Raw genomic sequence first — 21,860 nt, forward strand, 5'->3', positions numbered from 1 at the left:
CGTCCCTCCCCCACCTTCGTCAGCTCTCCGGCCGAAGCGGTCGTCCGCCCCGGTCAGCGGTGCTGTCTGCCTGCAACCGAGCACGACCGTACCGCCGTTCGCCCGCCGCCGTCCGCCCCTGTGGACAACTCCGGAGCAGCACCCGGCAACCGTCGGCGGCGCCCGGCAGCCGGTGCCGCGTGAGCTTCGAGTTTGTCCAGAATTACTTGGAGAACCTGCTCACGAGCATGTTCTCCACCGAAGTGGCCTTCACTTTCCGGAACTGGCAGCGCGGACAAACGCAGAACAGGGCCACGGAGCTCCATCGAGCTCCACAGCCCTGCCACGTCATCTTCAACCGGACGTTTCACGTGAAACGAAGCCCCGCGAACGAAACCACGTGAAACGGAACACAGCCTCCGCTCAGAACCGCCCGCCGGCCCCGGCCGCCGTCCCGAACCCGGCCGCCGCACCCGCCCCGGCCCCGGCAGGTTCGTCGGCGCCCTCGCCGTCGGGCCGTCCCCGCGTACTGCGACCGGCTCCGCCGCCGCGCGGGCCGCTCCCCCCGTTCCGTGGTCCGGCCGCCGATCCACGAGCCGCCTCCGCCGCCGCGGCGATCTCCCTGGCCTCGCGCTCCGCCTGTTCGGCCTTCTCCCGCGCCTGGGCCGCGAGGTCCACCCGGCCCTCCGGTTTGATGTGGGCGATGACCCCGGGGTGGGCGATCGACGGAAGGATGTGGCGCCACATCTCGGCCACCTGCTCCCTCAGGTCGGCCCGCCCGGTGTCGGCCTCGGATATCAGCTGGATACCGGTGAACGAAGCAACGATGATCTTGGCGGACACCATCGGATCGACATGGGGCAGCACCTCGCCGCGCTCCTTGCCCAGCTCCAGCATCCCGGCCGTGGCGTCGATCCAGTCGCCCCACGGGTGCGGCCCTCCCAGGAAGACGCCTTCGATGGAGAGGCGGGTCCCGGCGCGTGCCATCGCGTTGTGGCGCAGGGCGAAGGCGAACTGCTGGCCGCCGTCGACCAGGGACTGGAGAGGCGACCCCTCCTGCTCGAACTCGACCGTGGACGTCTGCTCGTCCATGATCGCCTGGGCGATGGCCTCCTTGGACGCGAAGTGGAAGTACAGCGCCCCCTTGGTCACCTTGGCGCGGCGGAGAATCTCCGAGATGGCGGCACGCTCGTAGCCGTAGTCGTCGAAGACACTCGCCGCGGCATCCACGATCGACCGCCACGTCTGCACCGCGCGAGCCTGCTTCGCCATTTCCTGCCTCCGGGACGTTCTGTGCGCTCAGCCCTTCACTGCCGAGCAGCCGTCGATCCAGCATCTGCGGTCAGCGTATGCATGTACGCCGTCCCACCGACCATCGGTCTGTCCGGAAAACGCTCCGGCAACCGCCCCCGGAGCGTTTTCCACCACCCGCCCCGGCCCGCGCCGGGCCACTCCGTCCGCGCTGCCTGTTTACCCCGCGCGCCCTCCGGCAACACGAGGGCGATCACCGAACGGAACAGGACGGAACGAGACAGAACAAGAACAAGAGGAAGCGCGACGGAACGACGAACGAGACGAACGGACCGGGACGGGCGAACGGACCCGGACGGACGTGCGGCCCAGGCCGGTCGAACGGACCGGGACAGGCCAGCGGGCCAGCAGGCCAGGACAGAAGACGGCAGAACCGATGCCGACCGCCCGGGAAATCAGGCGCAACAACGAAGAACCCCCGCTCCGGATCTCTCCGAAGCGGGGGTCCTGTCGAACCAACCCGACAGTCACGATCAACTGTCCGTTGTGCGCGAGGGGGGATTTGAACCCCCACGTCCCTAAGGACACTGGCACCTGAAGCCAGCGCGTCTGCCGTTCCGCCACTCGCGCAAGAGTGGTGTTTTCAGACTCTCTCACCGTGTGGTGCGAGCGCCTGGCGACATCCGGAAGATTAGCACGCTGGACAGGGTGGATTCACATCCGTTGTTTTGCCGGACCCTGGAGGGGAAACGGGAACGCGGAGCCGTCGCCCCCACTCCTTCAGAGAGCACCGCGGGTGCGGGACACTGTGAGGAGGCCACCTCTACGATCCGTGTGAGAGGTGACACTCATCCACAGGCCAGAGAAGGGGAACCAGCCGATTTCCCGACGCGTGGATACGATCAGTAAGCAGTACAGGGACGATGACACCGGAGGAGGTGCCCCATGGGGGTCATGAAGCGTTTCGAGCAGCGCCTCGAAGGGCTGGTCAACGGCACCTTCGCCAAGGTCTTCAAGTCCGAGGTGCAGCCGGTCGAGATCGCGGGCGCCCTCCAGCGGGAGTGCGACAACAACGCGACGATCTGGAACCGCGAGCGGACCGTCGTCCCCAACGACTTCATCGTCGAGCTCAGCACCCCCGACTACGAGCGCCTCAGCCCGTACTCCGGCCAGCTGGGCGACGAGCTGTCCGGCCTGGTGCGCGACTACGCCAAGCAGCAGCGCTACACCTTCATGGGGCCGATCAAGGTCCACCTGGAGAAGGCCGACGACCTCGACACCGGTCTCTACCGGGTGCGCAGCCGCACCCTGGCGTCGAGTTCGTCACAGCCGGACCAGCCGGGGCAGCCCGGCCAGCCCCCGCGGCCGGCCCCCGGGCGCACCGCGGCCCCGGGCGGCTACGGCTACCCCCCGGCCGCCGCTCCGCCGATGCCCTCGGCCCCGCCGCCCGGCGGCAGGCCCGGCCCCACGAGCGACCGGCGTCCGCCCGCCGGGCCCGGCGCCCTGCCGGACGCCCAGGTGCGGCGCTGGATCGAGATCAACGGCACCCGCCATCAGATTTCCCGCCCGACGTTGGTGATGGGACGATCCACCGACGCCGACGTGCGGATCGACGACCCCGGCGTATCGCGCCGGCACTGTGAGATCCGGACCGGAACGCCCTCGACGATCCAGGATCTCGGGTCCACCAACGGCATCGTGGTGGACGGGCAGCACACCACCCGCGCTACGCTCCGCGACGGCTCGCGGATCGTCGTGGGCAGCACCACCATCGTTTACCGGCAAGCCGAAGGGTGAAGCGGGGGCAATGTCAGAGCTGACCCTGACGGTCATGCGGCTGGGTTTCCTGGCCGTTCTGTGGCTGTTCGTCATCGTGGCCGTCCAGGTCATCCGCAGCGACCTGTTCGGAACGCGCGTCACACAGCGCGGCTCACGCCGCACTGCCGCCGACGCGCGCCCGCAGCAGGGCCGCCAACAACAAGCGGCGCCGCCCCAGCAGCGCCAGCAGCCCGGGCGCCAGCGCCGCGGGGCACCCACGAAGCTGGTCGTGTCCGAAGGCACCCTCACGGGCACGACGGTCGCGCTCCAGGGCCAGACGATCACCCTGGGCCGGGCCCACGATTCGACGATCGTGCTGGACGACGACTACGCGTCCAGCAGGCATGCCAGGATCTACCCGGACCGGGACGGACAGTGGATCGTCGAGGATCTCGGCTCCACCAACGGCACCTATCTGGAACGGACCCGGCTCACCACCCCGACGCCCGTTCCGCTGGGCGCGCCGATCCGTATCGGCAAGACCGTCATCGAGCTGCGGAAGTAGTACGACAATGAGCGAGCGGAGCGAGCGAGCCGCGGCGGCCCGGACGACGGACGCTGCCCGGTTCCCGACCGGAGGGTGGGCAGTGTGGCTCGGGACAGGCTGTACCCCGACGGGGCGTCGAGCGGGCAGGTGCGCATGAGTCTGTCCCTGCGCTTCGCCGCCGGATCGCACAAGGGCATGATCCGGGAGGGGAACGAGGACTCCGGCTACGCCGGTCCGCGTCTCCTCGCCATCGCCGACGGCATGGGCGGCCAGGCGGCCGGTGAGGTCGCCAGCTCCGAGGTGATCTCCACGCTCGTCCAGCTCGACGACGACGTGCCCGGCTCGGACATCCTCACCTCGCTCGGTACGGCGGTGCAGCGGGCCAACGACCAGCTGCGCGTCATGGTCGAGGAGGACCCCCAGCTGGAGGGCATGGGCACCACGCTCACCGCCCTGCTCTGGACCGGCCGCAGGCTCGGCCTGGTGCACGTCGGCGACTCCCGCGCGTACCTGCTGCGCGACGGCGTCCTGACCCAGATCACCCAGGACCACACCTGGGTGCAGCGCCTGGTCGACGAGGGCCGCATCACCGAGGAAGAGGCCACCACCCACCCGCAGCGCTCCCTGCTGATGCGGGCGCTGGGCAGCGGCGACCATGTCGAGCCGGACCTCTCCATCCGCGAGGTCCGCGCCGGCGACCGCTATCTGATCTGCTCCGACGGCCTCTCCGGCGTGGTCTCGCACCAGACGATGGAAGAGACCCTGGCCAGCTACCAGGGCCCGCAGGAGACCATCCAGGAGCTGATCCAGCTCGCCCTGCGCGGCGGCGGCCCCGACAACATCACCTGCATCGTGGCCGACGTCCTGGACGTCGACAACAACGACACCCTGGCCGGACGGCTCAGCGACACCCCGGTCGTCGTCGGCGCGGTCGCGGAGAACCAGGCGGCCCAGCCCGCCGACGGCGGGGCCATGCAGACCCCCGCCGGACGCGCGGCCGGTCTCGGCCGCCCCGTCCCGCCCCCCTCCGGCGGCTTCGGCCCGCCCGGCAGCGGCGACACCGGTTACGGCTCCATGCCGGAGGACCCGTACGACTCCTACACCGACGACGAGCTCGCGAGGCCGCGCGGCGGCCGCAGATGGCTCAAGCGCTCCGTCTTCATCGTGCTGGCGCTGGCCGTGATCGGCGGCGGCCTCTACGGCGGCTACCGCTGGACGCAGACCCAGTTCTACGTCGGCGCGCAGAACGAGAACGTGGCGCTGTTCCGCGGCATCAGCCAGGACCTCGCCTGGATCTCCCTCTCGAAGGTCGAGAAGGACCACCCCGAGATCGAGCTCAAGTACCTGCCGCCCTACCAGCGCAAGCAGGTCGAGGCGACGATCGCCGAGGGCAACATCACCGACGCCCGCAAGAAGGTCGACGAGCTCGCCGCCCAGGCGTCGGCCTGCAAGAAGGACGCGCAGCGCCGCGCGGCCGAGGCCGAGACCAGGGCCCGTACGGGCGAGGGCGAGGCCGGCGGCACCGCCGGGGCCCCCGTCACCAGGACTTCCGCCACGTCCTCCACCGCGGGGACCAAGCCGACCAACGCGACTCCCACTCCCGGCCCCAGCCTCTCGGAGGAAGAGAAGAAGCTGGTCCCGCAGTGCGGTAAGCAGTAAAGCCGTAGGGGGCCTTCAGCACCATGAGCGTTGTCACCAACACGACCACCATCGGCGCGATCGACGCACCGAGCCGCCGCAACACCGAGCTGGCACTGATCGTCTTCGCCGTCGCCATCTCGGTGTTCGCCTACGCCAACGTGGGCCTCGCCCTCAACGGCGAGCTGCCCTCCGGCATGCTCGGTTACGGAGCGGGGCTCGCCCTGCTCGGCGGCGTCGCCCACCTCGTGGTGCGCAGGTTCGCCAAGTACGCCGACCCGCTGCTGCTGCCGCTGGCCACCCTGCTCAACGGCCTGGGCCTGGCCCTCATCTGGCGCCTCGACCAGTCCGAACGGCTTGCCCGGCTGCCCAGCTTCGCCCCCGCCGCCTCCAAGCAGCTGGTCTTCTCGGCACTGGGTGTCGCGCTCTTCATCGGGGTGCTGATCCTGCTCAAGGACCACCGCATCCTCCAGCGCTACACCTACATCTCCATGGTGGTGGCGCTGATCCTGCTGATCCTGCCGATGTTCTTCCCGCCCCAGTTCGGCGCGCGGATCTGGATCACCATCCCGGGTCTCGGCTCCCTCCAGCCCGGCGAGTTCGCGAAGATCATCATCGCGGTCTTCTTCTCCGGCTATCTGATGGTGAAGCGCGACGCCCTGGCCCTCGCCAGCCGCCGCTTCATGGGCATGTACCTGCCCCGCGGCCGGGACCTCGGACCGATCCTCGCCATCTGGGCGATGTCGATCCTGATCCTCGTCTTCGAGACCGACCTCGGCACCTCGCTCCTCTTCTTCGGCATGTTCGTCGTCATGCTCTACGTGGCCACCGAACGCACCAGCTGGATCGTCTTCGGCCTGGCCATGTCGGCGGCCGGTGCCGTCGGGGTGGCGTCCTTCGAGCCGCACGTGCAGGACCGTGTCACCGCCTGGCTCGACCCCTTCGCCGGCTGGGGCACCCATGAGGCCAGTGAGCAGATGGCCCAGGTGCTGATGTCCTTCGGCTCCGGCGGCACGCTGGGCACCGGGCTCGGCCAGGGCCACTCCGACCTCATCCTCTTCGCCGCCAACACCGACTTCATCCTCGCCACCGTCGGCGAGGAGCTCGGCCTGGCCGGGGTGATGGCCTTCCTCCTGCTGTACGGGCTGATCGTCGAGCGCGGTGTGCGCACCGCGCTGGCCGCCCGCGACCCGTTCGGCAAGCTGCTGGCCATCGGCCTCTCCGGCGCCTTCGCCATCCAGGTCTTCGTCGTCGCCGGCGGGGTCATGGGCCTCATCCCGCTCACCGGTATGACGATGCCGTTCCTCGCGGCCGGTGGTTCGTCCGTGATCGCCAACTGGGCGCTGATCGGCATCCTGATCCGGATCAGCGACACCGCCCGCCGCCCCGCCCCGGCGCCCGCGCCCTCGACCGACGCCGAGATGACGCAGGTGGTCCGTCCGTGAACAAGCCCCTGCGCCGCGTCGCGATCTTCTGCGGCATCCTCATGCTCTCCCTGCTCCTGCGGGACAACTGGATTCAGTACGCCCGCGCCGACGAGCTCACCAACCGCTCCGAGAACCGCCGCATCCGCATCGAGCGGTACGCCCACGAGCGCGGCAACATCATCGTGGACGGCAAGGCCGTCACCGGGTCCGTCGAGACCAACGGCAGCGACTTCCGGTACAAGCGGGTCTGGAAGGACGGCCCCCTCTGGGCCCCCGTGACCGGCTACTCCTCGCAGGCGTTCGACTCCTCGCAGCTGGAGAACATCGAGGACGGCATCCTCACCGGCAACGACGACCAGCTCTTCTTCAACCGCACCCTGTCGATGTTCACCGGGCAGAAGAAGCAGGGCGGCAACATCGTCACCACGCTCAACGGTGCCGCGCAGAAGGCCGCGTTCAAGGGGCTCGGGCAGAAGAAGGGCGCCGTCGTCGCCCTCGACCCGCAGACCGGCGCGATCCTGGCGCTGGCGAGCACCCCCTCGTACGACCCCTCGGTGTTCGCGGGCAACTCCACCAAGGACTCCGAGGCCCGGCAGAAGCTGCTGGACGACAAGGACAAGCCGATGCTCAACCGGGCATTGCGCGAGACCTACCCGCCCGGCTCCACCTTCAAGGTCGTCACCGCGGCCGCCGCCCTGGAGAACGGGCTCTACGACGACATCGACGCCAAGACGGAGTCGCCGCTGCCCTGGACGCTGCCGCAGACCAAGGTGGCGCTCCAGAACCAGGGCAACCTGCCCTGCGAGGACGCCTCGCTGCGCGAAGCCCTGCGCGTCTCGTGCAACACGGTCTTCGGCAAGGTGAGCGACGACCTCGGCAACAAGAAGATGATCGAGCAGACGGACAAGTTCGGCTTCAACAAGGAAGTCTTCACCCCCGTCCGCGCCGACGCGAGCATCTACCCCGAGGACAACCGCCCGCAGAACGCGATGGCCGGTATCGGCCAGGCGTCGAACCGAACCACTCCGCTCCAGATGGCCATGGTGACCGCCGCCATCGCCAATGACGGCAAGCTGATGAAGCCGTACATGGTCGCCAAGCGCCAGACGCCCGACCTGGACGACGTCTACACCCACCAGCCCGAGGAGCTCGGCCGGTCCCTCTCCGGGGAGAACGCCCAGAAGCTCCAGCAGATGATGGAGACCGTCGTCAACGACGGCACGGGAACCAGGGCCCAGCTCCCCGGCGTCACAGTGGGCGGCAAGACCGGTACCGCCCAGCACGGCCTGAACAACAGCGAGAAGCCCTACGCCTGGTTCATCTCGTACGCGAAGACCGACAACGGCTCCCCGGTCGCCGTCGCCGTCGTGGTCGAGGACGGCAACGCCAACCGGGGCGACATCTCCGGTGGCGGTCTGGCCGCCCCGATCGCGCGCGACGTGATGAAGGCGGTCATCGACAGCAAGCAGTGAGACCCGTCACGGCCGCCGCCCGTTCATCCCGGTCATCGGTACCGGTCGGATATCGGCTGACGGGTGCGGGCTGATCACGAACCGCGTGCCCGGTAGCGTATGCGCGAACAGCGCACCGCCGGACCACACACACGGGTGCGGTCAGGACTGACGGAGAGGGCTGGAACAGTGATGGAAGAGCCGCGTCGCCTCGGCGGCCGGTACGAGCTGGGCTCGGTGCTCGGCCGTGGTGGCATGGCCGAGGTCTACCTCGCGCACGACACCCGGCTCGGCCGCACCGTAGCGGTGAAGACGCTCCGGGCCGACCTGGCCCGCGACCCGTCCTTCCAGGCCCGGTTCCGCCGTGAGGCCCAGTCGGCCGCCTCGCTCAACCACCCCGCGATCGTCGCCGTCTACGACACCGGCGAGGACTACGTCGACGGGGTCTCCATCCCGTACATCGTGATGGAGTACGTCGACGGGTCGACCCTGCGGGAGCTCCTGCACTCAGGCCGCCGGCTGCTGCCCGAACGCACGCTGGAGATGACGGTCGGCATCCTCCAGGCGCTGGAGTACTCGCACCGCGCCCAGATCGTCCACCGCGACATCAAGCCGGCCAACGTCATGCTGACGCGCACCGGCCAGGTCAAGGTCATGGACTTCGGCATCGCCCGCGCCATGGGCGACTCCGGCATGACCATGACGCAGACCGCCGCGGTCATCGGCACCGCCCAGTACCTCTCCCCGGAGCAGGCCAAGGGCGAGCAGGTCGACGCGCGCTCCGACCTGTACTCCACCGGCTGCCTCCTCTACGAGCTGCTCGCGGTCCGCCCGCCGTTCGTCGGGGACTCCCCCGTCGCCGTGGCCTACCAGCATGTGCGCGAGGAGCCGCAGCCGCCGAGCACCTTCGACCCCGAGATCACGCCCGAGATGGACGCGATCGTGCTGAAGGCGCTCACCAAGGACCCGGACTACCGCTACCAGTCCGCCGACGAGATGCGGGCCGACATCGAGGCATGCCTCGACGGCCGCCCGGTCGCGGCCACGGCCGCCATGGGAGCGGCGGGGTACGGGGGCTACGACGGCTACAACCCCGACCAGCCCACCACCGCCCTGCACCCGGCCGACCCGAACAACGCGCAGACCTCGATGCTGCCCCCGGTCAACCCGGACGACGGCGGCTACGGCTACGACGACCGCGCGGGCCGCCGCCGCCAGCAGAAGAAGAGCAACCTCTCGACGATCCTGCTCGTCCTCGGGGCGATCGCGGTGCTCGTCGGCGCGATCCTGATCGGCAAGGTCGTGTTCAGCGACACCGGCGACACCGGCGGGGTCCCCGTGCCGAACCTGATCGGCTCCACGGTCAAGGAGGCGGAGAAACTCGCCGACACCGCGGGGGTCGTCGTCAAGGTCGGCGGCGAGGAGCCGTGCGAGCAGCAGGCGAAGGGCAAGATCTGCTCCCAGACCCCGGACCCCAAGGACGAGACGATGGAGGAGAACGGGACCGTCACGGTCATGGTCTCCTCCGGCGCGCCGAAGATCGAGGTGCCCAACGTCCTGGAGAAGTCCGAGGACGGGGCCCGCGAGGTCCTGGAGGAGAAGGGCTTCACGGTCAACGTCACCGCGGTCGAGTCCGACAAGGCCGAGGGTTCGGTGATCAAGCAGGACCCGAGCGGCGGCTCCGAGGCGGAGGACGGCTCCGAGGTGACCATCACGGTCGCCAAGAAGGAGACGCTGGCCCTGCCCGACATGCGCAACCGCACCTACGAGGCGGCGGAGCAGCAGCTGCGGTCCATCGGGTTCACCGAGATCTCGCGGACCGACGTCGAGTCGGACCAGACGGCGGGCACGGTCGTCGAGCAGAGCCCGCAGCCCGGGCAGCACGCCAAGGACGCGCAGATCGTCCTCAAGGTCTCCAAGGGACCGGCCGAACCGCCGGAGCCGGAGAAGACCGAGGTGCCCAACCTCCAGGGCCAGACCCTCGCCGTGGCCAAGGCGAAGCTCCAGGAGGCGGGGCTGACGGTCGGCAGCATCCAGGGTTCGCAGGACGACAACGCCCTCGTGGTCGGCTCCCAGCCGAGGGCCGGTGAGAGCGTCGACAAGAACTCGGCGGTCAACATCTTCGCCACCCCGGGCGGCGGAGGCGACCAGGGCGGCGGGGACGGCGGCGGCTTCTTCGGAGGCGGGCTGGGCCGGTAGTACCCGCGTCCGGCACTACGGCGAAGGGCCCCGGTCACCGTGGAGGGTGACCGGGGCCCTTCGCCGTGAGCGGGAGGCGGAGCCAGGACTAGAGCAGCTCCACCGGCTTCGTACGGTCCTTGTCGACCTTCTCCGTACGCTCCAGCTCGCCCCAGACGATGTACCGGTACTTCGACGTGTAGACCGGGGTGCAGGTCGTCAGCGTGATGTACCGGCCGGGCTCCTTCACGCCCGACTCCTCCGGGACCGGCTGGATGACGTCCACGTTGAACTTCGAGGTCTCCGGGAGCGTCTTGTAGACCTTGTAGACGTACCAGGTGTCCTTGGTCTCGAAGACGACCGCGTCACCGTTCTTCAGCTTGTGGATGTTGTGGAACTTGGCGCCGTGCCCGTCCCGGTGGGCGGCCAGCGTGAAGTTGCCCTCGTCGTCCCAGGGGAGGGCGGAGGGGACCGGGTCCGTGTAGTAGCCCGCGATGCCGTTGTTGAGGGTCTTGGGGTCGGTGCCCTTCTTGACCAGCACCTCGCCGTTCTCCATGGCGGGGACGTGCAGGAAGCCGATGCCGTCCTTGGTGTCCAGCGCACCGGGCCCGGCGTCCGCCCAGTTCTCGCGTACGGTGTCACCCTGCCGTCCGGCCTCGCGGTCGGCGAGCACGTTGGTCCACCACAGGGAGTACGCGACGAAGAGCGCGAGCACCAGGCCCGCCGTGATCAGCAGCTCCCCGAAGACGCTGACGGCCGTGGCGACGGGGTGCCTGCCCGGCCGCCGGGGCGCGGGGGGTGCGGACGCGCCGGTCCGCCCGTCGTGCTCGGTCCTCGCTGCCACCGCACCGCCCCTGTCGTGATGATGTTCAGCCCACGAGCGTCTTGGGCTTTCCCTCGCTGCGCGGCCGTTCGTCGACCATCTTGCCCCAGACGATCAGGCGGTAGGTACTCGTGAACTCCGGTGTGCAGGTCGTCAGCGTGATGTACCGGCCGGGCTTCGTGAACCCGGAACCGACCGGGATCGGCTCGATCACCGAGATGTTGGAGGGGGAGGTCTGCGGCAGGATGGCGGTCATCTCGTAGGTGTAGTACGCCTCCCGCGTCTCGACCACGATCGGGTCGCCGGGGCTGAGCTTGTTGATGTAGCGGAACGGCTCCCCGTGGGTGTTCCGGTGGCCGGCCACCGCGAAGTTGCCCTGCTTGTCCTCGGGCATCGCCGTCTTCAGCTTGCCCTCGCCGTAGTGGCCGAGCAGACCCCGGTCGAGGACCTTCTCCTTGTTGATGCCCTCGGCGATCGGGACGACGACGTCCAGCTTGGGGATGTGCATGATCGCGAAGCCCTGGCCGGGCGCGAAGACCCCGGGTTTGCCCGCCCCCTTGGCCCATTCCTCCTGGATCTTGTTCGTCTCCTTGCCCGCGATCTGCTCGGCCCGGACGTTGGTCCACCAGAGCTGGTAGGTGACGAACAGCAGCATCAGGACGCCCAGCGAGATGAAGATCTCGCCGACGGCCCGGCTGGCGACGACGGCCGGACTGTCCTTGGCCGCCTTCGCCGCGCGCCGCGCCTCCACCCGGGAGAGCGGGGCGGCGGGTGTGCCGGGGGCCGGTCCGGTCGTCCCGGTGGGCGGGCCGGGACGGCGGCCACGCCCCTTGGCCGCCCTGCGCCGCTCGGCCCGGCCCCCGGTGACCGGATCGGTCACCGCGGACGTCCCGGAAGGCCCGGACGGCCCGGCGGATACGGACGAGGCGAAGGGTGGGGCCGGGTGGTCGGCCACTATTCGCCGGGTGTCCGCGGTCCGCAGCCCCAGGGTCTCGTCGGGGACGGGGGCTGCCGCCGTTACGGGCGCCACGGGAGTCACCGGAGCTGCGGGAGTCTCAGGAGTTACGGAGGCGGCGCCGGGAACAGGCGCGGGCGCGGGCGCGGGCCCAGGGGGCTGCTGGGGGCCGTACCAGTCCCGTTGGTACCCCTCGGGGTCGTACCACTCGCCGGGGGCCTCCTGAGGCCGCTCAGAAGCCGGGGACCGCCCGGCCCCGCCCGCCGGAGCCGCGCCCCGCGGCGCCCCTGCGTCCCCCTGGGGGCCCTCACTCCGGAACCACGGTGAAGCGTGCTCCCCCGGCAGCGGGTCGTTGAGCGGGTCCGCGAGGCTCTCGACCGCCGCCGCGAACGCCCCGTCGGCCCCGTACGCTCCCTGCGCGTACGGGCCCTGAAGTCCGGGGTCGTCCTCGGGGCGGGGTGCGCTCACGCCGCGGCCTTGCCCACCACCGGCGCGAGACCCGCCGACCGCGCCACGGCCCCCCGGTCGCCGCACTGCTCCAGCCAGTTGGCGAGCATCAGGTGACCGTGCTCGGTGAGCACCGACTCGGGGTGGAACTGCACGCCCTCCACCGCCCGGTCGCGGTGGCGCAGCCCCATGATGATGCCGTCCGCCGTGCGGGCCGTGACCTCCAGCTCCGGCGGCAGCGCGGCCGGTTCGGCGGCGAGCGAGTGGTAGCGGGTGGCGGTGAAGGGGGAGGGCAGCCCGGCGAAGACGCCCTTGCCCTCGTGGTCCACGGGGGAGGTCTTGCCGTGCAGCAGCTCGGGGGCCCGGTCGACAACACCGCCGTACGCGACGGCCATGGACTGCATCCCCAGGCAGACGCCGAAGACCGGGACGCCGGTGTCCGCGCAGTGGCGCACCATCTCGACGCAGACCCCGGCCTGCTCGGGGGTGCCGGGGCCGGGCGAGAGCAGGACGCCGTCGAAGCCGTCCTGGGCGTGGGCCGTGGTGACCTCGTCGTTGCGCAGCACCTCGCACTCGGCGCCGAGCTGGTAGAGGTACTGGACGAGGTTGAAGACGAAGCTGTCGTAGTTGTCCACGACGAGGATGCGTGCGCTCACTGCCCGGCTCCTGCTCCACCGGCGCTGTCGCCGTCGACGGTCACGTCACCGAACGGGAGCAGCGGCTCCGCCCAGGGGAAGACGTACTGGAACAGCGCGTAGACGACCGCGAGAACCAGCACGAGCGCGATGATGCTCCGCACCCATGCGTTGCCCGGCAGATGCCGCCAGATCCAGCCGTACATGCTGTCCCCTCCGTTCGGTACTCGCACCAGATTAGAGGGCCGGGGCCGGAGAGTGGGTCAGCCTGTGGAAAACCCCGGCCGGACCCGGGTCAGCCGGGCAGCTCCGGCGGCTTCCCCTCGCTCACCGGCCGGGTCGCGTCCAGGTGCGCCCAGGCGATCAGCCGGTGGCTGCTGCCCCACTCGGGCTCGCAGGTGGTGAGCGTCAGATAGCGGCCGGGCCCCTCGAAGCCGGAGCGGCGGGGGACGGGGTCGACGACGCCCGTGTCGGTGGGCACGGTCCGGTAGGGCTCCCGCGCGACGCGGTACGTGAACCAGGTCGTCCCGTCGTTGACGATCACCGCGTCCCCGGGGCGCAGCCGGGGGAAGTCCTTGAAGGGGTCTCCGTACGTCCGGCGGTGCCCGGCGACCGCGAAGTTCCCGCTCTCCCCCGGGCGGGCGGTGCCGCTGTAGTGCCCGAGGCCCTTCTGCAGGGTCCGGGGCTCGGTGTTCTCCAGGACGGGCCACTTCCAGCCGCTGCCGAAGCGGGGGACGTACATCGTCGCGAACGGCTTTCCGTCCTCGTACGGGGGCGGGGAGGCGGCGGCGGAGGCTGATGGGGCCGCGGGCTGCCGGGCCCAGCGGCTGTGGAGCGTCGCGATCTCGGCGTCGGCCGCTTCGGTGGCCTTGACGCCCGTCCAGAACAGGACGTAGGCCACGAACAGGACGATCAGGGTGCCCACGGTGATGCAGAGTTCGCTGAAGGTCCTGACGACGAGGCGTACCGATCGCACCGACGGTCGTGACGACACCGGACGGCCTCCCCGGGGGGTCAGCCCGGGCTCACTCCACGGGCTTCGCGTGGTGGAGGTCCACTGTGCCCGAGTAGCCGGGAAGAGTCACCGCGTCGTCCTGCTCGACTTTCCAGCCCAGCCCGTACGCCTTCACGTACAGCTGGTAGTTCTGGATCGCCGTGGAGTCGTTGAGCGCCCGCTTGAGCCTGCCGGGGTCACCCACGGCGGTGACCTTGTACGGCGGGGAGTAGACCCGGCCCTGGAGGATCAGGGTGTTGCCGACGCAGCGGACCGCGCTGGTGGAGATGAGCCGCTGGTCCATCACCTGGATTCCGCGCGCCCCGCCCTGCCACAGGGCGTTCACCACGGCCTGGAGGTCCTGCTGGTGGATGACCAGGTCGTTGGGCTGGGGGTCGGGGTAGCCGGGGTTGGCGGTGGCGTCGGGGGGCGCGTCGTTGAGGGTGACGCTGACGGCGTCGCCGGTGATCTTCGTGGTGCCGGCCGCCTTCTCCAGGGCCTTGAGCTTGGCGTCCTCCGCCTTGGTGGAGCCGTCGTCGCGCTGGGCGAGCGCGTCGATGTCCGCGCGGGCGGCGGCGACCGACTCCGTCAGCCCGGCGTTGTTCTCGCTGCGCTCCCGGATCAGGTCGGAGAGCTTGAGCAGGGAGGAGTCGCTGCGCAGATTGGTGCCCTTGGCCGTGTTGGCGCTGGTGACGAAGATGAGTCCGGCCAGGGCGAAAACGGCAGCGGTGAGCACCCGGGCCGCCCACGCGGAGGTGTGCCGGGCCGGGCCTTCGGGGGAGTCGGCAGAATTGCTCAACGTACCCTTATCTCATCGGGCGCCATGGAAGCACTACGCTAACGGACGCCCGGGGGCGGCAGCATTCCCCCTGGCACCCCCGCCCCGGCGCCCGCCACAGATCCCTGCGCGGTCACGCAGCGCATCGACAGGAGAGTCCCTCGTGCCGAAGTCACGTATCCGCAAGAAGGCCGACTTCACGCCCCCCTCGGCGAAGCAGGCAACGTCCATCAAGCTGACCAACCGCAGTTGGGTGGCGCCGGTGATGCTGGCCCTGTTCCTCCTGGGGCTGGCCTGGATCGTGGTGTTCTACGTGACCGACGGCTCCCTGCCGATCGACGCCCTGGGCAACTGGAACATCGTCGTGGGCTTCGGCTTCATCGCCGGTGGCTTCGCCGTGTCCACGCAGTGGAAGTAGCCCGGAAGCAGCTCCGGCCCGGCCCGGAGACCGTTCCGCCCTGCTCGGAGCGGTTCTCGGCGCAAGCCTTGCCCTGAGTTACCCACAGAGTTATCCACAGGCAGGGGAAAAGGTCAGACGATCTGTGGATAACCTCCACTCCCGTTGACGCCGGTGTGACTGCAGCCTCCCTCTTCGAGGGGGGCTGCACCCCTTGTACCACCAGGAAAAACCCGGATCGGCGACAAGGGGCACACTCGTTCCCCTTGCCATGCACAAGATCCTGGGTCCACTGTGGACAACTGTGCTCTGCCCTGGGGAGGACAGCGGCCGGACCCTGTACCGGGCCGGGCGGACAGGGCTCAGGTCAGGGACATCGTGCGGGCGATGATGATCACGACGGAGACCAGCAGCACCAGCGCACAGGTCCCGGCCTGCACCGCCGTACGCCGCTCGCGCGGGGCGTGCACCATGCCGACCGCGATCAGGGCGCCCGCGACGAGACCACCGACGTGCGCCTCCCAGGCGATACCGCCCATGGTGAAGGTGAAGACCAAGTTCAGCGCCAGCAGGATCAGCACCGGGCGCATGTCGTAGTTCATCCGGCGCATCAGCACGGCGGTGGCGCCCAGCAGCCCGAAGATCGCGCCGGAGGCACCGAGCGACGGCTGGTTCGGAGCGGCGATGAGGTAGGTCAGGGCGCTGCCCGCGAGGCCGGAGAGCAGATAGAGCGCGAGATAGCGGATGCGGCCGAGCGCGGCCTCCAGCGGTCCGCCGAGCCACCACAGACCCAGCATGTTGAACCCGATGTGCCACACCTCCTGGTGCAGGAACATCGAGGTCACCAGGCGATACCACTGGCCCTCGGCGACGCCCTCGATCGAGCCGGGCGGCGGGGTCGGGTCCCAGGCCCGGCCGAGCAGCATCAGATCGTCGAGCAGCGATTCGGGGGCCGCCGCGACCACGACGAAGACCACGAGGTTGATCCCGAGCAGGATCTTGGTGATCAGCCGGGGATCGGCGGCCACGGTGCCGCCCGCCAGGGTGCGGGGCGTGCTCGCGGCCGGGTGGTGGCCGGTGCCGGAGCCCGTACGCACACAGTCCGGGCACTGGAAGCCGACGGAGGCGCTGACCATGCACTCGGGGCAGATCGGCCGCTCGCAGCGCGTGCAGCTGATCCCGGTCTCCCGGTCGGGGTGCCGGTAGCAGGCCGGGACGGCCTCCCCGCTCACCGGTCCGCCCCGGCCCGCCGGCGGCTGCTGGTCCATCGGTCCTGGCCTGCCTCTCGCTCTCGCCCCGGGGCGCCGCACACACGGCCGCCCCGCTGGTCCGCTATGTAACAGTACGGACGGGCGGGGCGGTTGGTTCCCGGCAGGGTGCCGGGGCGGCCGGTCGCCGGGGCAGCGGGGTCAGCGGGTCTCGACGACGACCGACTCGATGACCACGTCCTGGACGGGGCGGTCGGTGCGCGGGTTGGTCTCGGTGGCGGCGATGGCGTCGACGACCTTGCGGCTCGCGTCGTCGGCGACCTCTCCGAAGATGGTGTGCTTGCCCGTCAGCCAGGAGGTGGGCGACACCGTCAGGAAGAACTGCGAACCATTGGTCCCCGGGCCCGCGTTGGCCATGGCCAGCAGATAGGGCTGGGTGAAAGCCAGATCCGGGTGGAACTCGTCGGCGAACTTGTAGCCCGGGCCGCCCGTGCCGTTGCCCAGCGGGTCGCCGCCCTGGATCATGAACCCGCTGATGACCCGGTGGAAGACGGTGCCGTCGTACAGCCGGTCCGTGGACTTCTGGCCGGTCTGCGGGTTGGTCCACTCGCGCTGTCCGGTGGCGAGTTCGACGAAGTTCTTCACCGTCTTGGGGGCGTGGTTCGGCAGGAGCCGGATCACGATGTCGCCCTGGTTGGTCTTCAAGGTGGCGTAAAGCTGCTCGGCCACGATCTGCCTTCCGTAAGCCTTCACTGACGTCCGCCGATCCTCCCACGTACCGGGAAATGTACGGCCGGATGCCTGGTGGAACGGCGCGTTCGGCACCGAACCATGGCATTGTCGTCGGCAGACTTCACTTGCACCGTTTTACCGACGTGAACCGTTTTGACGGAAATAGCGATCATGACCCGGATGCCCGTCCCGAGTGCCGGTCATGGCCGTGACAGGCATGATTTCGAATTGGGCGGAAAGGCGGAGTACCTACCCGCCACCAAGGAGGAGGATCACGTGACCCGCATCGACAGCGTGCGCGCCGCAACCGACTCGGCCAGGGACAGCGCGCAGCACGCCGCGGAAGTGGTGGCGCCGTACGCCGACACGGCCAGGAAGCAGGCCGCGCACTACGCGCACGAGGCCCGTGTCCAGCTCGCGCCCAAGGTGACGAAGGCCGCCAAGCAGGCCCGCGTCCAGTACGAGTCCCATCTCGCGCCCCGTCTCGAACAGGCCCTGACCCATGTGCCGCCGAAGGTCGACGAGGCCGCGCAGCGTGCGGCGCACTCGACGCGGAAGGCCGCCCGGACCGCCGCCGACTACACCGCGCCGCGCGTGGAGCAGGCCAAGGCGGTGGCCGTGCCGGTCGCCGAGCAGGCGACCGCCCGCAGCGCCGCCGCCCTGGCCGCGCTCCGGAGCAACGTCACGGCCAAGGAGATCCAGAAGCTGGCCCGTAAGCACGAGCGGCGGGCCAGGGCGGGCCGCGCGACCAAGGGGCTCCTGGTGCTGGGTGTCCTCGCGGGCGGCGCCTACGCCGCCTGGCGCTGGTGGGACAAGCAGGCCAACCCGGACTGGCTGGTCGAGCCGCCCGTCGCCACCGAGGTGGGCGACGAGCGTTCGCCGCTGAGCTCGGTCGACGGCAGCGGCCAGGCCCTGCTCGACCCGGAGGTCAAGGCCAAGCAGGCCGAGGCCGAGGCGGGCGACGAGGAGACCCCGGGCCTGGACGACCGCCCCTGACCTCAGCGGAAGAAGCCGGTCCGCCGCAGCCCCTTCACCGGGCTGCGGCGGACCGGCTTCTTCCGTTTTCCCCCGGCGGTTACGGGGGCCGCGGTTCGCTCCGGCCGTGACGGCGGCTGCCGTCCCTTGCCCGCTGCCGCCGTCACGGCCGGTCCGGCAGCGGCGGCCCGGCCCGCGCGCCAGACGTGTCAGCCCCAGACGCCGGAGATGTGCCCGTCCCCGGCCTCGGGGCCCCCGCACCTCGGCGGGACGGACGCGGGTGTTAGCTTCCGAACAGTCCCTGCGTCCCCGTGTCCCCGGCCGCGGCCGGGGCCGTACCGGCACCGAGCAGCGCGGTGGCCGATGCGGCCGGGGCGGACGGACGAGCCGCCTCCTTCGTGAAAGGTCCTTTCTGTGGTGCGAGTCTCCCGGGCACGGACGGCCGTCGTCGTGGTGGCCGCTGCCCTGACCGCCGGTCTCCTGGTGTCGTGCGGCGCGGACTCCCCGGGGGAGGGCGTCACATCCGCACCGCACGCGAAGGACGCGGCCTGCGAGCGGATGGCCGACCGCTATCCGGACCGCCTCGGCGGCCAGGAGCTGACGTTCACCGACCGTCCCGGGGTCGCGGTCTGGGGCGACAACGCGATCGTGCTGCGCTGCGGGGTCGAGCTGCCCGTACCGACCATCGACCCCTGCGCGACCGTGGAGGGCGTGGACTGGGTCTTCCGCGAGGACCGCTCGAAGGACGGCGGGAAGGTGGTCGTCACCTACGGCCGCGACCCGGCCGTGGAGGCCGTGGTCTCCGACGGGGTCGCCGCCGTCGACGACGTACTGGTCGATCTGTCGGCACTGGTCGAGCCCGTGAAGACGTACACGAAGTGCGTCAACGACGAGGACGTGCCGCCCCCGCCGTCCCCGTCGCCTTCCGAGTGACCTCCGCGTCCCGCTGACCGGCCGCCACCGCCCGGGACAGCCGGACGTCCCCGGCCGGGACAACCGCGCACCCCCGCGCCGTGACCGCGCAGGACGGCTCAGGCGCCCCCCACGTCCCGGAGCGCGGCCCCCAGCCGACGGACGCCCTCGTCCAGTTCGGCGAGGTCGGCGGTGGCGGCGAAGCCGAGGCGGAGGTGGGCCTCCGTCGGCGGCTCCGTGGCGAAGTAGCGGCTGCCCGCGCTGACCGCCACGCCCCGCCGCCGGGCGGCGGCGGTGAGCTCCGTGTCGTCCACGCCGGGCGGCAGCCGGAGCCACAGGTGCAGCCCTCCGGCGGGAACGTTCCGGACGGCCGCCGTGGGCAGCCCGGCCGTGAGCGCGGCGGCCAGCCGTGCGCACCGCTCCCGCAGCCGGTCCCCGAGCGCCCGGACGTGCCGGTCCCAGGCCGGGGAGCTGAGCAGCTCCAGCGCCGCTTCCTGGAGCGGGCGGGTCACGAAGAAGTCGTCGACCAGCCGGACCGCCCGCATCCGCTCCATCACCGGGCCGCGGGCGACCAGCGCCCCGATCCGCATGCTCGGCGCCACAGGCTTGGTCAGGGACGTCACATGGACGACCGTGCCGTCGCCGTCGTCCACCGACAGCGGCCGGGGGACCGGGCCGCCGTGCCCCAGATGCCGGGCGAAGTCGTCCTCGACCACGAAGGCGCCACTGGCCCGTGCCACGTCCAGGACCTGCCGTCGCCGCTCGGGGGCCAGGACCGCGCCGGTCGGGTTGTGGAACGTCGGCTGGCAGTAGAACAGCCGCGCCCCGGTCATCGCAAAGGCGTCGGCCAGCAGATCGGGCCGTACGCCGTCGGCGTCGACCGGCACGGGCACCAGGCGCAGCCCGGCGGCGCGGGCCGCGGCCAGGGCGCCCGGATAGCCGGGCGACTCCACCAGGACCGGGCTGCCGGGCCCGGCGATCGCCCGGAAGGCGATCGACAGGGCGCTCTGCCCGCCCGCGGTGACCAGCACGTCCTCGGGGGTCACCCCGCCCCCGGCGATCCGGGCGAAGACCGCGCGCAGTTCGGGGAGTCCGCTCGCCGTGGCCCGGTCCCAGGCGTCCGGCCGCCGCGCCGCCCGCGCCAGCGCGGCGCTCAGGGCCCGGGTGGGCTGGAGGGACCGGTGGATGTAACCGCCGCCCATCGTGATCGTGCCGGCCGGTTCCGGTCCCGGCGGTTCGGCGATCAGACGGGTGTCGACGGCGCGGTCGGTGAGCGCGACCGTCTGCCACGCCGTGTCGACGGCCCCCTTCTCCTGACGGGCGCGCGTCGCCACGTACGTACCGCTGCCCGGCCGGGTCACCACGGTGCCCTCCGCCGCCAGCAGGGCGATGGCCCGCGCGACGGTCGCCGGTCCGACCCGGTACTGCTGGATCAGCTCCCGGCTGCTCGGCAACCGGTCCCCCGGCGCGAGCCGGTCCGCCAGCGCGCGGAGTCTGGTGGCCAGTTCATCAGAAGTGCTACCGTCGGACATGAGAGATCACAATAGCGCTACCATCCTAAATCCGGAAGCACTTCAGCTGGACATCGCCGCCCTGCGGGCCGAGACCCCCGGGTGCCGCCAGGTCGTCCACTTCAACAACGCGGGGTGCGGGCTGCTCGCCACCCCCGTACTGACCGCGATGGTCGGCCACCTCAACCTGGAGGCGCGGATCGGGGGTTACGAGGCATCGGCCGCGCGGGCCGACGGGGTCCGCGGGTTCTACACGGAGCTCGCCGCCCTGATCAACACGGCTCCCGAGAACATCGCCTTCGCCGGGAGCGCCACCCACGCGTACGCCAACGCCCTGTCCTCGATCCCCTTCGAGCCCGGCGACACGATCCTCACCACCCGCGACGACTTCGTCTCCAACCAGATCGCCTTCCTGTCCCTGCGCAAGCGGTTCGGCGTGCAGATCGTGCACGCGCCCAACACCCCGGAGGGCGGGGTGGACGTGGAGGCGATGGCGCGTCTGATGCGGGCCCACCGCCCCCGCCTGGTCTCCGTCACCCACATCCCCACCAACTCCGGCCTGGTCTCCCCGATCGCCGAGATCGGCCGGCACTGCCGCGAACTGGACCTGCTCTACCTGGTCGACGCCTGCCAGTCCGTGGGCCAGTACCCGCTGGACGTCGAGGAGATCGGCTGCGACCTGCTCACCGCCACCTGCCGCAAGTTCCTGCGCGGCCCGCGCGGCAGCGGATTCCTGTACGTCTCCGACCGCGTCCTGCGCATCGGGTACGAGCCCCTGTTCATCGACATGCACGGCGCCCGCTGGACCGCCCCCGGCGAGTACCGCCCCGTCGGCACGGCGGCCCGGTTCGAGGAGTGGGAGTTCCCGTACGCCACCGTCCTCGGCAGCGCCGCCGCGACCCGCTACGCCCGCGAGGTCGGCCTCGAAGCCATCGCCCACCGCACCCCGGCCCTGGCGGCGCGGCTGCGCGACCGGCTGGAGACCGTCCCCGGAGTGCGCCTCCTCGACCGCGGCCCGCAGCTGGCCGCCCTCGTCACCTTCGCCGTCGACGGCGCCTGGCAGCCGCAGCCGTTCAAGGAGGCCCTGGACGCCCGGAAGATCAACTCGGCGCTCAGCTTCCGCGAGTTCGCCCAGTTCGACTTCGGGGACAAGGACGTCGACTGGTGCCTGCGCCTGTCGCCGCACTACTACAACACCGAGGAGGAGGTGGCGCACGTGGCCGACGCGGTGGCGGAGATCGTCGGCGGGGGAGGCCGCTGATCC

21 protein-coding genes and 1 tRNA gene are annotated in these 21,860 nt (G+C 70.8%); 11 read left to right on the forward strand and 11 right to left on the reverse strand.

The genetic code is table 11. The features are described from left to right. The first annotated feature begins 179 nt into the window (after positions 1-179). Positions 180-383 carry a hypothetical protein gene (locus tag B7C62_16745; protein ID ARF73728.1) on the forward strand — a complete coding sequence of 68 codons (204 nt, stop codon included), beginning with the start codon at positions 180-182 and terminating at the stop codon, positions 381-383. A 19-nt stretch (positions 384-402) separates the two neighbouring features. Here B7C62_16745 and B7C62_16750 read toward each other — a convergent pair whose 3' ends face one another. Both B7C62_16750 and B7C62_16755 read right to left on the reverse strand, forming a co-directional pair. After that, complete coding sequence (locus tag B7C62_16750; GenBank protein ID ARF73729.1) at positions 403-1,251, reverse strand: TetR family transcriptional regulator; 849 nt, start codon at positions 1,249-1,251, stop codon at positions 403-405. Positions 1,252-1,774: 523 nt separating this feature from the next. Next, positions 1,775-1,860, reverse strand: a tRNA-Leu gene (locus tag B7C62_16755). A gap of 315 nt (positions 1,861-2,175) precedes the next feature. Here B7C62_16755 and B7C62_16760 point away from each other — a divergent pair. The 6 genes from B7C62_16760 (at position 2,176) to B7C62_16785 (ending at position 10,250) form a co-directional block, all read left to right on the forward strand. Beyond that, positions 2,176-3,027, forward strand: coding sequence for a phosphopeptide-binding protein (locus B7C62_16760; GenBank protein ID ARF73730.1), 852 nt, complete (start codon positions 2,176-2,178; stop codon positions 3,025-3,027). Positions 3,028-3,037: 10 nt separating this feature from the next. Further along, entirely contained in the window at positions 3,038-3,553 is a 516-nt protein-coding gene (locus B7C62_16765; protein ARF73731.1) for an FHA domain-containing protein, read from the forward strand. 135 nt (positions 3,554-3,688) lie between these two features. Then, positions 3,689-5,194 (forward strand): protein phosphatase, encoded by a 1,506-nt coding sequence (locus tag B7C62_16770; protein ARF73732.1) that lies wholly within the window; start codon positions 3,689-3,691, stop codon positions 5,192-5,194. A 23-nt stretch (positions 5,195-5,217) separates the two neighbouring features. Next, entirely contained in the window at positions 5,218-6,618 is a 1,401-nt protein-coding gene (locus B7C62_16775; protein ID ARF73733.1) for a cell division protein FtsW, read from the forward strand. Beyond that, positions 6,615-8,072: a penicillin-binding protein gene (locus B7C62_16780; GenBank protein ID ARF73734.1), complete on the forward strand. Its 1,458-nt coding sequence runs from the start codon at positions 6,615-6,617 to the stop codon at positions 8,070-8,072. Before B7C62_16775 ends, B7C62_16780 begins: the two co-directional genes overlap by 4 nt. A gap of 171 nt (positions 8,073-8,243) precedes the next feature. Continuing rightward, complete coding sequence (locus B7C62_16785) at positions 8,244-10,250, forward strand: serine/threonine protein kinase (GenBank protein ID ARF73735.1); 2,007 nt, start codon at positions 8,244-8,246, stop codon at positions 10,248-10,250. 88 nt (positions 10,251-10,338) lie between these two features. Here the strand turns inward: B7C62_16785 and B7C62_16790 are convergent, their stop codons facing one another. The 6 genes from B7C62_16790 to B7C62_16815 all read right to left on the reverse strand — a co-directional run bounded on the left by B7C62_16790 (position 10,339) and on the right by B7C62_16815 (position 14,882). Further along, on the reverse strand, positions 10,339-11,073 hold the full coding sequence (locus tag B7C62_16790) for a class E sortase (GenBank protein ARF73736.1): 735 nt from the start codon (positions 11,071-11,073) through the stop codon (positions 10,339-10,341). 25 nt (positions 11,074-11,098) lie between these two features. Beyond that, positions 11,099-12,475, reverse strand: a complete 1,377-nt coding sequence (locus B7C62_16795; protein ARF73737.1) for a class E sortase — start codon at positions 12,473-12,475, stop codon at positions 11,099-11,101. Then, the gene (locus tag B7C62_16800; protein ID ARF73738.1) at positions 12,472-13,110 is read right to left on the reverse strand and encodes an aminodeoxychorismate/anthranilate synthase component II; all 639 of its coding nucleotides are present in this window, start codon (positions 13,108-13,110) and stop codon (positions 12,472-12,474) included. The genes B7C62_16795 and B7C62_16800 overlap by 4 nt, the downstream gene beginning before the upstream one ends. Continuing rightward, a complete protein-coding gene (locus B7C62_16805) occupies positions 13,107-13,295 on the reverse strand; it encodes a hypothetical protein (protein ID ARF73739.1) in 189 nt (62 codons plus the stop codon). Before B7C62_16805 ends, B7C62_16800 begins: the two co-directional genes overlap by 4 nt. An 89-nt stretch (positions 13,296-13,384) precedes the next feature. Then, positions 13,385-14,083: a class E sortase gene (locus tag B7C62_16810; GenBank protein ID ARF73740.1), complete on the reverse strand. Its 699-nt coding sequence runs from the start codon at positions 14,081-14,083 to the stop codon at positions 13,385-13,387. A 31-nt stretch (positions 14,084-14,114) separates the two neighbouring features. Beyond that, positions 14,115-14,882, reverse strand: coding sequence for a hypothetical protein (locus B7C62_16815; protein ARF73741.1), 768 nt, complete (start codon positions 14,880-14,882; stop codon positions 14,115-14,117). Between the two features lie 142 nt (positions 14,883-15,024). Here B7C62_16815 and B7C62_16820 point away from each other — a divergent pair, with 142 nt between their 5' ends. After that, a complete protein-coding gene (locus B7C62_16820) occupies positions 15,025-15,279 on the forward strand; it encodes a hypothetical protein (GenBank protein ARF73742.1) in 255 nt (84 codons plus the stop codon). Between the two features lie 341 nt (positions 15,280-15,620). On the opposite strand, the gene B7C62_16825 is transcribed toward B7C62_16820, so the two are convergent. Next, complete coding sequence (locus tag B7C62_16825) at positions 15,621-16,526, reverse strand: rhomboid family intramembrane serine protease (GenBank protein ID ARF73743.1); 906 nt, start codon at positions 16,524-16,526, stop codon at positions 15,621-15,623. 141 nt (positions 16,527-16,667) lie between these two features. Further along, positions 16,668-17,195, reverse strand: a complete 528-nt coding sequence (locus B7C62_16830; GenBank protein ID ARF73744.1) for a peptidyl-prolyl cis-trans isomerase — start codon at positions 17,193-17,195, stop codon at positions 16,668-16,670. Between the two features lie 279 nt (positions 17,196-17,474). Between B7C62_16830 and B7C62_16835 the strand changes: the two genes are divergently transcribed. Both B7C62_16835 and B7C62_16840 read left to right on the forward strand, forming a co-directional pair. Then, positions 17,475-18,194 carry a transcriptional regulator gene (locus tag B7C62_16835; protein ARF73745.1) on the forward strand — a complete coding sequence of 240 codons (720 nt, stop codon included), beginning with the start codon at positions 17,475-17,477 and terminating at the stop codon, positions 18,192-18,194. 393 nt (positions 18,195-18,587) lie between these two features. Continuing rightward, the gene (locus B7C62_16840) at positions 18,588-19,106 is read left to right on the forward strand and encodes a hypothetical protein (GenBank protein ARF73746.1); all 519 of its coding nucleotides are present in this window, start codon (positions 18,588-18,590) and stop codon (positions 19,104-19,106) included. A gap of 98 nt (positions 19,107-19,204) precedes the next feature. On the opposite strand, the gene B7C62_16845 is transcribed toward B7C62_16840, so the two are convergent. Next, positions 19,205-20,617 (reverse strand): GntR family transcriptional regulator, encoded by a 1,413-nt coding sequence (locus B7C62_16845; protein ARF73747.1) that lies wholly within the window; start codon positions 20,615-20,617, stop codon positions 19,205-19,207. Here B7C62_16845 and B7C62_16850 point away from each other — a divergent pair. Next, complete coding sequence (locus tag B7C62_16850; GenBank protein ARF73748.1) at positions 20,616-21,857, forward strand: aminotransferase; 1,242 nt, start codon at positions 20,616-20,618, stop codon at positions 21,855-21,857. The genes B7C62_16845 and B7C62_16850 overlap by 2 nt on opposite strands. Positions 21,858-21,860: the final 3 nt, after the last annotated feature.

This window comes from Kitasatospora albolonga, from assembly GCA_002082585.1.
Classification (GTDB): domain Bacteria; phylum Actinomycetota; class Actinomycetes; order Streptomycetales; family Streptomycetaceae; genus Streptomyces; species Streptomyces stephensoniae.